The sequence below is a fragment of the Bacillus sp. AY18-3 genome, from assembly GCF_008042305.1.
In the GTDB taxonomy this organism is placed as follows: domain Bacteria; phylum Bacillota; class Bacilli; order Bacillales; family Bacillaceae_G; genus Bacillus_A; species Bacillus_A wiedmannii.
Genome location: NZ_QKQR01000002.1, coordinates 283174 through 298810 on the forward strand (window position 1 = coordinate 283174; position 15637 = coordinate 298810).

The window sequence follows — 15637 nt, forward strand, 5'->3', positions numbered from 1 at the left end:
AAGCCCGATTCCATAAACTTATTATTGTGTATGAAACAAGAGAGCCAAATTGCTCTCTTGTCATATTTGGGGTATCACCACATCCATCAACTTAAGAAAAGTAAACACCCCAAAAACAAAAAAGGAGCTGACTTCTCAAAATAACTAACTGTAGAGAAAGAAAAATTTCATTTAGTGGGTACTTCAAAACCTTAGCTTGATGGGCATGTGGTGCTACCCCGATATGACCTACAACATGTTGTAGTACAATCCCCTATTGTTGTAGTAGTAAATGAGGTCATATGTGGTACTAAAAAAGGATAGATAAAGCCGATTATATCTGCGTTATCTATCCTTTTCTCTTACTCCATATAATGTGGAACATTTTATGAGAAATCAGTAACTGAAAGTCCGATAACGCCTTTCGGTGTTTTTAACAAAAATCATAGATTACGAGGCTTATTTACTTCCTGCATAAATTATTATACGTCTCTTAAGGATACGTTAACCCTTTAGCTTCTTCCGCAGTAATAACGGTATATCGATTTCCCGTTCGTAACCCTAACAATTCTGCTTTTTCAATTGCATCCTGCTTCGTCTCCGCATAAGCAGCTAAATATTTTTCTCCATTAATAATTTGGCAAATTACGTATTGTTTCATTACTTTCTCCTCTTACTTTTTCATTAGTTGTGCAAGCTTTTTTATACCTATTTCAATTTCTTCTAACGTTGCGTATGAATAGGATAGACGCAAAAATTGGTTTGCACTTCTATCATACAAAGTACCTGGATTTAATAAAATCTTTTCTTTCAAAGCTTTGTCAAATAAGCTACGGTTCGAAACGGGTACATTCATATGTAACCAAATATAAAAACCACCTGTCGGTTCATACCATGTTGCTATATCACGACAATATTTCTCTAACATTTGCAACATAAAATCTCTACGTTTTTTCAACTTAGTTCTTACAAACTGTAAATGTTCATCATACAATCCATCTGCAAACCATTCCGCTGCAATTTGCTGGGATATAGAACTTGAACCATAATCTGTTTGCATTTTTATGTCTGCCAATCTTTGAATGACTGGCTCAGATCCAACAATCCATCCAATTCTTAATCCTGGACTAATGACTTTAGACATACTCCCAATATGTAGTACAATTCCGTTTTTATCATATGCTTTTAAAGGCTTTGAAACAGGCTCATCAAACCATAAGTCTTGGTACACCGCGTCTTCTATAATAGGCAAACCAATTTCGTTACATATTTCCATCACTTCTATTCGTTTCTTCGCATTCATACTAAAGTTCGTCGGATTATGAAAAGACGGAATTGTATATAAAATAGATGCATTAAATTGCTTCTTATATTTCGTAATATATGATGCATGTAAACCGTTCTCATCCATTGGTATACCAATTAAACGCATTCCTGCTGATTGAAAAACATTAAGAGAATATAAATAAGATGGTTTTTCTAATAAGATGGATGCCCCTTTTGGAAGAAGTCCCATAGAAATAAGTTGCAACGCTTGAATTGCTCCTGAAACAATTAATATAGAATCAGGAGTTACATCTATACCATGTCCTTTTAAATAGTCCGCAATTTTCTTCCTTAAATAGAAATTCCCTTTTGGTTCTTCATACCCAAGTATCATGCTCGACTTTAAAAGCTTATTCATAATATCTTTCATCTTTTTTTCAGGTAAAAGACTCGGCGCGAGCTCACCTGTTCCTAAACGAATTACATGCGGATAAAATTCAACTTGATTAATCTCTTGAATAGCAGGCAGATTCGGATAATGAAGTCCTGTTTCTACATAAGACTGCCAATTAGGCGGGGGCGCGTACGTTGAAGCATTCTCATTATTATTTACAACAATTGTTCCTTTCCTGCCATTCCCTTCAATGTATCCCTTTGCCACTAGTTCATCGAAAGCCATTACAATTGTACTCCGGTTCACACCGAATGTATGTGCCAAATCTCTTTGTGAAGGTAATTTCGTTCCAACAGTCCATTCTCCATTAACGATTCTTTCTTTTATATACGTTTCTATTTGTTTATACAGAGGAGTCGCTAGAGACATATTCGGTTTCCAAACAAATCTTTCCATCATATCACCTTATATTCTTTTTGGTTGGTAACCTCTCCAACCATATGGATGGATACAAATTTTCATTTCTTCTATACAATATACACTATCATACTGAATTAAAATAGGAGGTAATATGATGAGTGAAGCAATTATTCATGGTATCATTCTTGCATTTGGTCTTATCATTCCATTAGGTGTCCAAAATGTTTTCGTCTTTAACCAAGGTGCGAGCCAACCAAACATTTGGAGGGCAGCCCCTGTAGTATTAACTGCCTCTATATGTGATACGTTACTCATATTGATTGCAGTGCAGGGTGTCTCCCTTGTACTCCTTACTTTTTCTTGGCTAACTAACACGTTATATATAATTGGATTTTTCTTTCTCCTATATATGGGCTTTGTTATTTGGAGAAGTAACCCTTCCAACGATATAAAAAAAGAAAACAGTATGCCATTAAAAAAGCAAATCCTTTTCGCTGCATCGGTTTCGTTATTAAATCCACATGCAATTTTAGATACAATCGGTGTAATCGGAACAAATTCTATTCAATACATAGGAAGTGAAAAATGGGCTTTCACACTTGCAACTATTATCGTTTCGTGGATTTGGTTTATAAGCTTAGCTTTAGCGGGGAAATTTCTAAAAAGAATAGACTCAACCGGAAAGACAATCGTATTATTAAATAAATTTTCTGGCCTCATCATATGGGGCGTCGCGCTTTATATGTTAAAACAAGTTATGTATTCTTAATGAATGAAAGAGAATTGCATGTTACTGAAAACATCATGCAATTCTCTTTCAAATTATGAAGTAGGTTCCGGTTTCTGTTTTACGTTCTTTGCATCTTTTGCTGGTTTAATCCAAATCATTGCTATAACAGCACCGATACCAGCGAAAATACTTGTTACATAAAACACTTCATGGTCAGCACCTTTCATGAAAAAAGAGTATAGAGGTGGGCCGGCTGCTACACCGATAAATCGCATGGAACTATAAAAAGATGTAACCGTTCCCCTTTGCTCCTTTTCAATTCCTTGTGTAATTAGGGAGTCTAAACATGGGAGTGCCATACCAATTCCTATCCCCATGATAACGAGACAAAGAAGTAGTAAATAAATCCCTTTTATAAATAAAGGAATGATGACTGATGCAGCTGCCATTAAAAAACCAATATAAATACACTTCTTCATTACATTTTGATTATCTCCAATTTTTTTACCCGCCATATATGAACTAAGTGACAGTACAAGTAACGGGATAGCAAGTACACAACCTTTCCATATACCATGTATGTCATACTTTGATTCCAGTATCGTCGACAAATAAAAGAGAATTCCGAATAAAATAAGCATAATAATTGCACCTAATACAAAAATGGCAATTAACCATCTTCCCTTTTCTCGAAATGTAGAGATAATCGATTTTATAAACTCTTTAAGTGGTGGCACTTCTCCTTCTTGTTTCTTTGCCTTTACTAGAATAAGTAATAAAACAATTGATACTATGCATAAAACTGGAATTGCCCAAAATGGTAAGAACCATACAATGGCAGCAAGAGCAGATCCTAAAATAGGGCTCAGCACTTTTCCAAATGTATTGGATGTTTCAATGATTCCTAAACCTGTACTAACTTGTTTTTCATCCTTGTATAAATCACCAACACATGGTATAACAACTGGCATTGCACCAGCAGCACCAATACCTTGAATCGCTCTACCGACCAATATCCAAGTGTAGGGATTATCAACTTTCCATGATACCCAACCAGTTATCGCTCCTCCTATAGCCGCAATCAGCAAACTCGGAACCATTATCATCTTTCGTCCCCATCTATCTGATAAATAACCAGCAATCGGTATAAGAAGAATGGCTACGATAGAGTAAATTGTAATAATCATGGATACTTGAAACGATGAAATATGTAATTTCTTTTCGATTGTCGGTAGAATTGGAATGAGCATTGAATTCCCTAATGTCATAACAAGTGGAACTGATGCAAGCGCAATTAAACAACAGTTTTCTTTTTTTAACATGTTGGCTTCGGAACCCTTTCATCGTATATTTCTGACCATATAATAGCCCTGCTGGAACGTAATTTTTCATTCCACCAGGGCTATTACATCTTTACTACTTCCCATTTACAACAAAAGAAATTGGGGAAAATATAGTATTATTCCTATTCTTTGAATCCAGTTCGCAATATATTCATACCAATTAATTGAAAAAAAAGAAAGGAAGAATCCTTCCTTTCTCCTATAACCTTCTACAATTAGCGAGTATATCCGCCACCAAGTTGTTGTTCTGCCATCGCTACTAGACGTTTTGTAATTTCACCGCCTACAGAACCGTTTGCACGTGAAGAAGTATCAGCGCCAAGTTGTACACCAAATTCTTGTGCAATTTCATATTTCATTTGATCTAAAGCTGCTTGTGCTCCATGTGATGCTAATTGATTAGAGTTACGATTTCTAGCCATTACCAATCACCTCCTTATTTATATATAAATTGTGTTAAATTTCAATTTAAATACATGGTAATTTTTGGTTATTTATATTTTTAAAAAAAGAGTCTCTACAATGAGAGACTCTTACATCATTTTATATTAAGAAGTTACTACTTCTAAATTTCTATTTGTTAATACTTTCATTTCTTCTTTTAATATATCTTTCGCATTATGTCCAAACCATTCGAGTGAAGCAAAATGGTCAGTATCTCTCACTTCCTGAATAATCTCATCATAATTTACCACACCTTCAAATAATGGAACCATACCAATTCGACTTCCCGCTGCTGCATATACATTATTTGGTTCAAACACATGCAAATAATCTGCTGACGATATATTCTTAAAATGGTAATGTTGTATCCACGGCTTTAGTCGATGGAAGCTGTCTATTGGATCTGCACCAGACTCCCATATATGAAGAAAATCAAGGTTTATTTTCAAATTCGGATGATCTACTTCTCCTAATAATTCCAAAGTAGAAGGCAGCGTATCCGTTAACGTATTTGGATGTGTTTCTAAAAGTACATACATATTATGCTGAGCAAATACTTCACAAATCATGCGAATACGATTCACATACTCTTTTCTCTCCTGTTCCGAGAAACCTTCGCTACCTTTTTGTCCAGCAAACGTACGAATTTTGTTTGTTTTAAACCAATTAGCTAATATTGCAAGTTGTTCACATTTCTCTATCGTTTTTTCAAAATCTGCCGATAATGATATGTCTAAGTAATCACTTATCATCGTAATTTCCAAGTTTTTATCCTTTAAACAATTCAATTCTCGTTCTGTCGTTTCATACTCTTGCATATACAAATTTCGTGCATGAGTCCCCCACAATTCAATTCCTTTAAAACCGTTTTCATATGCAAATTGAACAATATCAGTAAATGAAATTAATTGATGACGAAAGGAAATAGTACATAATGAATATTTCATAGGTTTGAACTCCCTTATCTTAAATTCAGTTAGGTTTTTAAAATGCTAAGACAGACTCGTTTGTTTTCATTTCTTTCCATGATAAAAACTGTCTCTCTAATTCAGCCTTAATTTGCAGTTCAATTGCATTCATTTCATCCAACTTTTCAACAATTGATAATAACATGCCTTTATTATTCGTCATCGCCATTTTAATTGCTCGATACTGTACATTTGTAAATCCTTGTACAATATCCTCTACCCGATCACACCAATAATCAAACTCTTGCTCCGAATATTGCAACGTTTCACGGAAGTATGCAAAGGCATGTTCATAACTATATTTACGAATTGCAAGTACTGGTATTTGCTTCACTGCCGCTACAAGACCAGAAAGCGAATAACCTTCTTCTTCATTTGCCATTTTTATAATTAAATTTTTCAATTCCATAGTCAGTTCATTGTCATTTCTTTTGAAAGTTTCTATGAAATAACTCGCTACCATTTCTTCTGTTGGCTCCTGAATTTCTTCTACATCAATGAAATACCCTCCACCAAATGGGTTATCTTGAACAGAGTGAAGCACTTTTTCTCTTTCCATATTCCCTTCCCAGCGAAAATCAGGATCTAGCATGAACCATTCTTCATCTTTCTCTGTCTTCGATATCATTAAATAATGCGGAAACGGTTTTTGATGAAATTTATTTTCCCTCTCTGGCAATAGAGACATATCAACCATTACAATGACATAGCGATTTTCTGGCTTGTTTTCTACTAATTGTAAAAACGTTTCTACATTGCTATCTTTACCTTTTGCATGATCATACCATTCGTTCACTTTCATACCGTACAATTTTTCATACCATAATAAATAATTATCATGGTTAATATTTTCGGAGTGATACGAGATAATGCCGCCTTCTGTTATATCAAAATCTCCGTCCCATAATCCAAAATAAAATGGACGGAAATCTATTTCGCTACGCCTTTTTATAATTTCACAAAAACAACTCACTAAACAGTGAACTTTAATTGAAGTCATATTCTCATCCACTTTCCTAAAGGTTAATTATTCACATTTACTACTTATACCGGCTGTAACTCCTCCATAAAATCAAGCAAAGATCCTACAGTAAGAAATGCTTTTGGGTCTACCTCATCCTCTGGAACGCATAGCTTTACATCCATTTCTATGTAGACTATGAGTTGTAACATCATTACCGAATCTATATATAAATCTTGGTTTAAACGCATCGTTTCTTCTAAATGCGTTACATTTTTTAGCTCCATTTTTTCTGTCATAATTTTCAACACTTCATTTTTTAATGTTTCACGTCTCATGTTGTAACCTCTCCCATCTCTAGTAATTTTCTACTTACTTTTCCAGTTTTATTTTTCGGAATTTCAGTTACACTTTCAATCTCATGCGGAACTTTATAAGATGGTAAATGCTGCATACACCATTCTCTTATTCGCACTGGATCAACATGAGAGATTACTTTCGCTTTAACAACTTCGCCCATCACAGGATGTTTTCCCCGATATACAATTGCCTCTTGAACGCCTTCTAGTCGAAGCATTGTTTCTTCTACCTCTATCGGAAAGACTTTTAATCCTGAAACGTTAATCACATCATCCATGCGCCCCATAAAATGAAGACCATGCTCAGATTTATACCCCAAATCTTTCGTGAAAATTTCCTTATCTTTCATTTTCACTACGATTTCTTCGGGCATATTTTCATCTGAACCTATACTTATACTCGCATGAGGTAGTGGATTACCTAAATCTAAATGGCTTTTCATATCATGACATATACTAATACAACCTGCTTCAGAACAACCGTATTGCTGCATCATATATGTTGTCATTTCTTTTAGTTTATAAAATAATGCTTCTGGTAAAGGTGCTCCGGATGTCATAATTTTATGAAACTGAAACGTTCCTTGCGGGAAACTCCCCATAATATGTAACATAAGCGGTACTGCATAAATGATATGTTTTTCTGTATTGCGAACTATATTTAATGCGAATTTAGGGTTTTTATTCGTAATGATGATAGGTTTGCTTCCTCGCGTAATTGCAGATAACGTACCACATATTAGTCCGTATGAATGTGAAACAGGAGCCATAACGATCGGCACTTCATCTACTTCACAGTTTAAAGCTTCATTATAAGCAGTAATTTCTGTATCCACTTCCGCCCATGCTCTACGAATCAGTTTTGGTTCTCCTGTTGTTCCAGAACTATATTGCAATAAAGAAGGCTCTTCTAGTAAAGCGTTCACTACTTCTAATTTCGTAAAATCGGGATATTCTCCATATAATATCCCGATACAATTTGCACGCTTTGCCATTTCAATAGCCGTTTCTTTTGGCGTATCTTCATGTATAAGCAATACTGATGATTTCTTTTCTTTTAAGAAAAACACAAGCGTAATAATATCGAATGGATCTTTCAGACAAAGCGCGAATCTATTTCCTGCTGCTTTTTGAAATTGTTCCATTTCCTCATAAACTTGTAATCTCAAATCAAAATCACTTTTGCTATACTCTTGTTTATTAACGATTAGCATAATTTCCCCCTGTAACAACTGATTTTTGTTTGATAAGTTGTCTTGCTCTATACAATGGATTTGGAACTTCATGAACAAGCGAGTCCACATCCATATATAATCGTCGCTTCGTTAATTGCTCAGCATAGAATGTAGGAGTGTATAGCTGAATACTTTCAAATCTATCTTTCAAGTGTGGATATTTTCTAAAATGATTTTCAATTTCTTCGACAACTATCATCCAAAAAATTTCTTCTTTCCAATCATATTCGTCTGCAAGTACGAAAGCTAATTCTCCTACATTAAATAAGAACAGTGCATCTAATACCATCTCTTGTAAACATTCAATACGATCCATTTCAAAGAAATCATTCATTTTCCCATTCGCATACGTTTTATGCATTTTAGTAAAGTCTGGACATTTATTCATTTCTTTTAAGAATGGACGATAAAACTCAAGTCCTTCATGGAAATCCTTTAATGCAATACGGACAGGTAGCCCTTCTTTATGAACTAAAATCATATTTTGTCCGTGTGATTCTAATGCGATTCCATACTCTACAACAAGATGTATAACTGGTATGATCGCTTTTTGAATCAGTAATCGTAGCCAATTTTCTATCCCGTATTTGTTTAACCATGCATCAATAACTGGTGTCCCGTCTTTCTCCTTTGCATATAAGCCGTTAAAGGGAACCGCATCCTCTTGCTCATCTAAATATTTATGAACGCTTTCACGCCAAATGCACCCTAATGAACCATATGTGGCTTTCTTATTCGTATCATACGTTACACTCGAAAATTCCTTTAACAAAATAATGCGCGATTCATCCCTTAAATAAGAATCCTGACTTACGACATCACTTAACCAATTCGATATAGCTGGTGCACTCACAACCGAATATGGTTTCAGCGTACGGAGTGTTGAAGTGTTAAGTATGTTCAGCGATAACTTTACATATGGTCTCTTTGGATTCGTAGCATTTCTTAACGTCCTCATCGATTGTTGCGCGCAATAATCATCCGCCGATTGTCCTAAATAAATTATATTTTTATCCTGTATATGGTCAGCGTAATTTGGAATGATGAAATTCTCCCACTGCCAAGGATGAACAGGTATAAACACGTACTGTTTTGGATTACATCCCGCACTGTGAATTCGTTCCATATACGTTTCTAATGTATGCTCGCCTATCTCACCTTTTAAAATATTGTCATAGATCATTTCATTTTCATAACCTACAGTCGCATACTTCTTATGAGCTGCAATCCATATAATTTTTATTGGTCTCATAAATTCATATCCATATTGAAAATTGTCACGATATTGAAACCCAATGCGTGCTTTATAGCTAGGATGATATGGATGACCGTCTATTAAATGGCTTTCAAATTCATCGTACGATTTTTGGGTATATTTCACCTTATTATGTCTTTCATATTGTACAATCGTGTCTTTAAATATCGTTTGTTCTAATTCATGAATAAAAGAATCTAATTTCGTTTGTTCTACGTTAACAATTCGAAAAACTTCTTCCAAAAATTGCGAAACTGATTGTATTTCTTGTTTTTCCTCTTGAACTCTTATTACTAATGAATCTATAGAGATACGTCCAAATGTCATTCGTTCTCTTCCGTAACATTCATACGTGACACTTTTGTTGTCCTCATCAAGTCCTTGAATAAGAAAAAGAATTTGTTCTTCGTTTTCTATGCGAATTGGCGTAATAATCCCCTCATAAATTAACGACTCTACTAATTGACGTAACACTCTTCTTCGTACTGAAATGTAATCTTTTGATTCAAGCGCTTTCAATATTCTCGTATGATACATGTCCACTCTCATAACTCCTCCACCTTATGAAAAATACCATTATTTGTATTACGTGAAATTTTAACGTTATTTATGAACGGACAGCCACTTCTCTAACGAGCGGATTCTGTACCTGTGCGTAAATTGCTTGTTCTAAAGGATTACTTAACTCATCGACATCGAAAAATCTCGTTAATAAATTTGCTTTACATGCCAACTTATCCTCTTCTAACAATTCTCTTAAAAAGGTAGAAGGTTCACGGTTATACGAAAGGAACGCTTCAAGTACAGATCTTAATTCAGAGAGAAGAATTTCCTCCTTAATTAATCCTGCTGTGCCAAAACCGTTAATGAGACCAAACATATGATTGAAAATTAAGTAGTAACGAAATCTCTCATCTACAATATAATCGTCATATAGATTTCCAGTACGTTCTCCAATGCCAGCCAACTCATTATTAAGCGTCTCTTTCATTGAATTACAGAAATAAAACCCTTGATTATCACGGAAATAATATTTGACCGGATAACCATCCTTTAGCTGAACAACACTATTTTGCTGATGCGCTTCTACTGCAACACCATAACGTAAGTACATCCATACCATCGGCTTTAAAGAAATATTCATATATCGTCTAAACCAATCTAAACTTACTTCTTCACAGCTTCTACTTTCTACATCTGCTAGTCGATGAATAATATTCGATAAACGAGTACGTTCTCCAGGTATTGCATCTTGAACTAGTCCAGCAATTAAAGTAGCGTCATTTGCATGTTCACCATAAAAAGGGTTCTCTCGTATAATTACTTCAAATCCAGATTCTTTTGCCCCGTAATTTAATGTAATAAATGCTGGATCACAAATAAAATCAAAACCTGGAAACTTATCTAACACTTCACCAATTGCTGTATTTAGCATTTCCTTTCCTTCAAGACCACTCTCTAGTTCCTTCAATTTATTAATACGCATTGAATTTGTTACTTTTACTGGGAATGAAAACTTAAGCATATATTTTGATTGGGGATGATATAACGTCCTAAGTGATGATGTTGCCATATAATACTTACCGACAGGACCGATATATTCAAGTACTCCTTGATCTATCCACTCCTGTACGTATGATTGGTGTAATAGCCATTCTGCCTGAAGCGGATGAATTGGAAGTAATGAATATTCATCTTCATTACAATACTTCGATATAAATTCTTTACAAACCATCTCATCATTACGTAACTCTTCTTTTAGAATTACTGTTGTAGAATCTAACAATAATGATTTTTCATTTACTATATTTTTATGTGCCCTAAAATAATGAAGCTGACATTCTCCTTTTAATTCTGGAGAATACATTGCGCTTTTCCATTCCAAAATACCTTGTCTACTCTTTGGGGTTGGATGCGTTAAATGTCCAAATAATAAAGATTGCTCCGCTTCTATAAAGGATGTATGGAAACCGTATAATGCAGATGTATCTTCTATTCTCTCCTTTGTAAATTCTTCAATATTTTGACAACTACAAATAACTCGAAGCATAAGTTCAGCAGGATTCGTCCCTTCTCCGTAGTTGATAGACATCTCTTTTATTAAGAATGTAATAACAGTAACGTAATCTGCTTTTATAACATTCTTATTTTCTCCCATTTGATAATAAAATTGTTCTCCAAACAAATGGCGATCTGTTGCTGATTTATATATAACTTCTCCATACAAAGTAATGTTTTGTGCCGATAACCGACAACATAAATAAGTAGAGCCAGTATCTCTTTGAAATGAATTGTAGAAAATATCCTCTATCCTTTTATCCGCTGTAATCCATTCTCCACTTCCTGTTTCTCTTAAATAACAATTTAAAAAACTTTGTATTGTTGCATGTTCCGCGATTTGTTTCGCACGCTGCATACTTGTCCTCCTCTTTATATGAACACTATCGTAATTTCATATTACAATCGATAATTGAATATCGTTATCAATTAAAATTTTAATTGATTATCATTATCAATTCAATAGTTTATTTCAGAATTTTTAAATCCGAATAAATATTTCTTTTTTTCAGCCTTTCTTTAATCTAATTAAAAATACACAAGAAAAATTCTCACTTTCAAACTACATACTTATTTATTTCATTAGTAATCCCCTTCAAAATAGTTAAACAAAAGAGGTATACATTAATTCGTATACCTCTTTCAAACATAAAGTTTACATAATAATATTATTTATATCCCTCCAACAATAGGCTGTCTCTTCTACCTGTACTCTCTCTAAAAATTTCGTATCAATTTTTTCTGGATTAAATTTTTCATAAAAATTTTTAGAAGGGTTATTCGTAACAACCCATACTAAAAGTGATTGCATATCATTGTTTATACATTCCGATAATAAAGCTTGAAATAACTTTTGTCCTATTTTCATTCCTTGATACTCTTGTAAAAGGTAGATTGCATATAATTTCCCATCACAATTATATGTACCACTTCTTTCCACTCCCCCGTCAATGAATCCGATTATTGTTTCATCTGACGTCTCTGCTACAAATCTATATTGGTATTTATCTTCTTGTTGAAAAATGTTTTCCCATTGTTTTTCTCGTTGCTCATATGTTATATTTTCTAAAAATTCGTCAGCAAATATCCCTTTATACGTTGTTTTCCAGCTATCAACATGCACCTTTGCTATACCTCGTATATCATCTTTTATCGCTCTTCTAATATGTATTTCCATCATTTCTCCCCCTTGTTATTCATCATTATATCAATTTATTTCCTTAAAAATCCAAATAAAAAAAAGAGCGAATGCACTTCACTCTTTTTTATCACAATTATCTACTTTCCACTTCAACTGAAACAACACGATCAATCTCTTTCAGGGAACTATATAACTCTGTTGTATATAAATCTTCTGGAGCTAAAATAACCATTTCCAGTTGCTGAAATGCTCCATTATCTATATCTTTAATTTTCACTCGTTTCACATGCATACCTAAATTTTTAATTTGCTTAAATATACCATCTAACTCATGATGCTCTTTTACAGTAATTTTTATAGATAAATCCTTTTGTCTTAATGAATACGGACCTGCAATTTTCACAAGTTGTGGAAGTACGTTAATTGCTAAAATAATTAAAATCATAGCAACCGTCGCTTGTAAATAAAAGCCCGCCCCAATTGCTATACCTAAAGCTGAAGCAGCCCACACCATAGAAGCTGTCGTTAATCCAGAAATAACATCATTACTTCTTCGTAAAATAACACCTGCCCCAAGAAAACCAATCCCACTCACAATTTGAGCAGCTAGACGCATTGGATCCATATTTGTATGCCCTGGAACAGAATATACATGTACGGCTTCAATTGAAACCATCGTAATTAAACAACTTGCTACAGAAATAACCATACTTGTTTTCACACCAAGCGGTTTATTCTTTAGCTGCCTATCTATCCCGATGAATAATCCTAAAAAGAGTGCTAAACCTAATTTGAGTAAAAATTCATATGACATATTTCCATTCTCCTTACTTTACAATGTTTCCCTTGGAATAATTCACTATAACTCTTTTATGATATCAATTCCAGTCTTTTCTATTCATTTAACATAAAAAGCCGAAAAAACATTTGTAACGATGTTTCTCCGGCTTTTTATTATGCTTAAGATTCTTCTTTATTTCTGATCTTTAATCTTAATCTCTGCATCTTTGTAGAATGCTAATTTACTGTCATTATACTCTTTTGTAAAATTGTTAAATTGCTCTTTTGATTTTTGTGCTTCCACAGTTAATTCATTAACAGCCTTAACTTTTTCACCAATCTCCTTTAATTTCGTTTCTTTTACTTTTAATTTTTCATACAGTTCTTTTTCAGTCGCTAACGCCTTCGTATAATTTTCATTCATCTTTTGGAATGCATCATAACGGTTTTTATACGACTCTTCTACTGCTTTCGCTTGTTTTTGTAACTTCTTATCTTCAAGCTTCTCTATATTTCCTTGAACAGATTTTGTTTCTTTCTGAGCTTTTTCTAGCATTTCTTTCTCAGTTTTTAATACTTTTTCACGGTCATCTACATTTGCAGTAGCTTGCTCTATCTTCTTCATAACAGCGTCATTATGATCTTTACCTTCTTGTAAAATTTGAGAATATAGTTCTTGACCTTCATTCTCTAATTTCTCTAACTTCTTCGCTTCATCAACTAATAATTTTTCTTGTGTCGCTGCTGTTTCAAAAGCTGTATATAGATTTTCTTCTGGTTTTTCACCGAAACAACCTGTTAATAGTCCTACTGATAGTGCTCCAACTACTGCTACTTTTCCATACTTCAACGTTCATTCCTCCATTACATACGGTTATCATGCCAGAAATTCACTGGGAAGTGACTCTCTTCATGATAAGCTTCAAACTCATAACCCTTTTCTTTTAACCCTTTTAAAATTGCTGGCACAGCAGCAACTGATTGTGGGTGAATGTCATGCATTAAAATAACTTCCTGTGGTTTTGTTGCATTTGTTATTACATTTTGAGCAATTTGTGCTGCCGCTGCATCAACTTGCATTTTGTTATATCTCCAATCTAATGAATCAATTGTCCAATCCCATACTTTAAAACCGCCCTCTACTACTTTATTTCGAAGACCTTCATTTAATCCAGGCATCGAACCGTATGGTGGACGTGTTAATTTAGGTGATTTTCCAATAATATTTGCGATTAAGCTTTGATCTTCTTTCATTTCATTTACATACTCGCCATTTTTATATAACTTTGCAAAATTATGTGTCATACTATGCATACCTACATAATGACCCTCTGCATTTTCACGTTTCACTAAATCCGGAAATCCTTTTACATTCGCTCCAATTAAAAAGAACGTCGCCTTCGCATCATGCTGTTTTAACGTATTTAACAATTCAGCCGTATATTTCCCTGGGCCATCATCAAATGTAAGGTAAGCAACTTTTCTTTCTTTTCCATTAAAACGACTTGGTGCCGTTTTATTCATTTCTACTTTCGGTTGTTCACTTGCAAGCTGTACTACGTTTTCTTGTTTTGCAACAGCCTTTGCTGGTGAAGTAATGGATTGAAACATGAAATACCCAATAGCTACTGCTGCAATCGCTATTAAGCCGACTACTACTCGTTTAACTTTAAAAGCTTTTTCCATTCTATCGAATTCCTCTCCCTATTAATCTTATATATAAATCACCCAATATAATTATACATCTATTTATTTTATTACACTATATAAACAGACTTTATATGTATTATAATGGGAGTTTTATCAAAATGGTTGTTCCTTTTCCTTCTTTACTTATAATAACTAAGTGTACCTCCATGAAGCTCCACCATTTTTTAACGATAGCTAAAACACCTGTAGCACGGTTATTAATCTAGTAAAATGACTGTTCTATATATGGTAAATGCTCTGTAGCAATTCCAATCCCTTCGTCTTTCACCTTTATCACTGCTTGTCCTTCTTTTTTAGTCGCTTCAATATATACTTTACCATTTTTATGTGAATATTTAATGGCATTTTGAACAATATTCAAGAAAACTTGCTTTAGCCTATTTCGATCTCCTATCAATTCAATTCGTTCTATAGTTTTGATGAATTGCATTTGCTTCTCTTCAGCATTAGGAGTTAATTGCCAAATCGTCTCCTCTAGTATATCGTATAATTGCACCTTTTGTTTATATAAATTGAAATGATTTAAGTATAAGTTTTCTAAAATAAAAAATCGTTACAGAAAAGTTACAAATCCATCTCAATAAAAAAGATTGG

Annotated in this window: 15 protein-coding genes and 1 pseudogene; 1 reads left to right on the forward strand and 15 read right to left on the reverse strand. The window is 33.9% G+C overall.

Features of this window, described 5'->3' with window-relative positions:
• Positions 1-472: 472 nt before the first annotated feature.
• Both DM800_RS02045 and DM800_RS02050 read right to left on the reverse strand, forming a co-directional pair.
• Positions 473-640, reverse strand: coding sequence for a DUF3933 family protein (locus tag DM800_RS02045; protein ID WP_087982849.1), 168 nt, complete (start codon positions 638-640; stop codon positions 473-475).
• 12 nt (positions 641-652) lie between these two features.
• A complete protein-coding gene (locus DM800_RS02050; protein ID WP_097858790.1) occupies positions 653-2095 on the reverse strand; it encodes an aminotransferase-like domain-containing protein in 1443 nt (480 codons plus the stop codon).
• 118 nt (positions 2096-2213) lie between these two features.
• Here DM800_RS02050 and DM800_RS02055 point away from each other — a divergent pair, with 118 nt between their 5' ends.
• Positions 2214-2828 carry a LysE/ArgO family amino acid transporter gene (locus DM800_RS02055; RefSeq protein WP_048543181.1) on the forward strand — a complete coding sequence of 205 codons (615 nt, stop codon included), beginning with the start codon at positions 2214-2216 and terminating at the stop codon, positions 2826-2828.
• A 53-nt stretch (positions 2829-2881) separates the two neighbouring features.
• On the opposite strand, the gene DM800_RS02060 is transcribed toward DM800_RS02055, so the two are convergent.
• The 13 genes and pseudogenes from DM800_RS02060 to DM800_RS02120 form a co-directional block, all read right to left on the reverse strand.
• A complete protein-coding gene (locus DM800_RS02060) occupies positions 2882-4111 on the reverse strand; it encodes a bacillibactin exporter BcbE (protein ID WP_088063087.1) in 1230 nt (409 codons plus the stop codon).
• A gap of 236 nt (positions 4112-4347) precedes the next feature.
• Complete coding sequence (locus DM800_RS02065; RefSeq protein WP_000113545.1) at positions 4348-4554, reverse strand: alpha/beta-type small acid-soluble spore protein; 207 nt, start codon at positions 4552-4554, stop codon at positions 4348-4350.
• A 126-nt stretch (positions 4555-4680) separates the two neighbouring features.
• Positions 4681-5523, reverse strand: coding sequence for a petrobactin biosynthesis 3-dehydroshikimate dehydratase AsbF (gene asbF / locus DM800_RS02070; RefSeq protein ID WP_088063085.1), 843 nt, complete (start codon positions 5521-5523; stop codon positions 4681-4683).
• Positions 5524-5560: 37 nt separating this feature from the next.
• Positions 5561-6544: a petrobactin biosynthesis protein AsbE gene (gene asbE / locus DM800_RS02075; RefSeq protein ID WP_142293485.1), complete on the reverse strand. Its 984-nt coding sequence runs from the start codon at positions 6542-6544 to the stop codon at positions 5561-5563.
• 44 nt (positions 6545-6588) lie between these two features.
• Positions 6589-6843, reverse strand: a complete 255-nt coding sequence (gene asbD, locus DM800_RS02080) for a petrobactin biosynthesis protein AsbD (RefSeq protein ID WP_001250756.1) — start codon at positions 6841-6843, stop codon at positions 6589-6591.
• Complete coding sequence (gene asbC / locus DM800_RS02085) at positions 6840-8078, reverse strand: 3,4-dihydroxybenzoic acid-AMP ligase AsbC (protein ID WP_098088416.1); 1239 nt, start codon at positions 8076-8078, stop codon at positions 6840-6842. The genes asbD and asbC overlap by 4 nt, the downstream gene beginning before the upstream one ends.
• The gene (locus DM800_RS02090) at positions 8065-9903 is read right to left on the reverse strand and encodes an IucA/IucC family protein (protein ID WP_147786300.1); all 1839 of its coding nucleotides are present in this window, start codon (positions 9901-9903) and stop codon (positions 8065-8067) included. The genes asbC and DM800_RS02090 overlap by 14 nt, the downstream gene beginning before the upstream one ends.
• Positions 9904-9961: 58 nt before the next feature.
• Positions 9962-11770, reverse strand: a complete 1809-nt coding sequence (locus DM800_RS02095) for an IucA/IucC family protein (protein WP_147786301.1) — start codon at positions 11768-11770, stop codon at positions 9962-9964.
• Positions 11771-12067: 297 nt separating this feature from the next.
• Entirely contained in the window at positions 12068-12589 is a 522-nt protein-coding gene (locus DM800_RS02100) for a GNAT family N-acetyltransferase (protein WP_147786302.1), read from the reverse strand.
• 97 nt (positions 12590-12686) lie between these two features.
• On the reverse strand, positions 12687-13367 hold the full coding sequence (locus DM800_RS02105) for an MgtC/SapB family protein (RefSeq protein WP_000119502.1): 681 nt from the start codon (positions 13365-13367) through the stop codon (positions 12687-12689).
• Between the two features lie 159 nt (positions 13368-13526).
• Positions 13527-14183, reverse strand: a complete 657-nt coding sequence (locus DM800_RS02110) for a YkyA family protein (RefSeq protein ID WP_087982867.1) — start codon at positions 14181-14183, stop codon at positions 13527-13529.
• Between the two features lie 14 nt (positions 14184-14197).
• On the reverse strand, positions 14198-15019 hold the full coding sequence (locus DM800_RS02115; RefSeq protein WP_088608996.1) for a peptidoglycan-N-acetylglucosamine deacetylase: 822 nt from the start codon (positions 15017-15019) through the stop codon (positions 14198-14200).
• Between the two features lie 100 nt (positions 15020-15119).
• Positions 15120-15575: pseudogene (locus tag DM800_RS02120) on the reverse strand (sensor histidine kinase); the annotation flags it as partial.
• Positions 15576-15637: the final 62 nt, after the last annotated feature.

Bases quoted from the DNA above. Each gene is read 5' to 3' on its own strand.
- DM800_RS02115 (WP_088608996.1), bottom strand. From the start codon at position 15,019: ATGGAAAAAGCTTTTAAAGTTAAACGAGTAGTAGTCGGCTTAATAGCG.
- DM800_RS02090 (WP_147786300.1), bottom strand. From the start codon at position 9,903: ATGAGAGTGGACATGTATCATACGAGAATATTGAAAGCGCTTGAATCA.
- asbC (WP_098088416.1), bottom strand. From the start codon at position 8,078: ATGCTAATCGTTAATAAACAAGAGTATAGCAAAAGTGATTTTGATTTG.
- DM800_RS02065 (WP_000113545.1), bottom strand. From the start codon at position 4,554: ATGGCTAGAAATCGTAACTCTAATCAATTAGCATCACATGGAGCACAA.
- DM800_RS02055 (WP_048543181.1), top strand. From the start codon at position 2,214: ATGAGTGAAGCAATTATTCATGGTATCATTCTTGCATTTGGTCTTATC.
- DM800_RS02060 (WP_088063087.1), bottom strand. From the start codon at position 4,111: ATGTTAAAAAAAGAAAACTGTTGTTTAATTGCGCTTGCATCAGTTCCA.
- DM800_RS02100 (WP_147786302.1), bottom strand. From the start codon at position 12,589: ATGGAAATACATATTAGAAGAGCGATAAAAGATGATATACGAGGTATA.
- DM800_RS02045 (WP_087982849.1), bottom strand. From the start codon at position 640: ATGAAACAATACGTAATTTGCCAAATTATTAATGGAGAAAAATATTTA.
- DM800_RS02050 (WP_097858790.1), bottom strand. From the start codon at position 2,095: ATGGAAAGATTTGTTTGGAAACCGAATATGTCTCTAGCGACTCCTCTG.
- asbD (WP_001250756.1), bottom strand. From the start codon at position 6,843: ATGAGACGTGAAACATTAAAAAATGAAGTGTTGAAAATTATGACAGAA.
- asbE (WP_142293485.1), bottom strand. From the start codon at position 6,544: ATGACTTCAATTAAAGTTCACTGTTTAGTGAGTTGTTTTTGTGAAATT.
- DM800_RS02095 (WP_147786301.1), bottom strand. From the start codon at position 11,770: ATGCAGCGTGCGAAACAAATCGCGGAACATGCAACAATACAAAGTTTT.
- asbF (WP_088063085.1), bottom strand. From the start codon at position 5,523: ATGAAATATTCATTATGTACTATTTCCTTTCGTCATCAATTAATTTCA.
- DM800_RS02105 (WP_000119502.1), bottom strand. From the start codon at position 13,367: ATGTCATATGAATTTTTACTCAAATTAGGTTTAGCACTCTTTTTAGGA.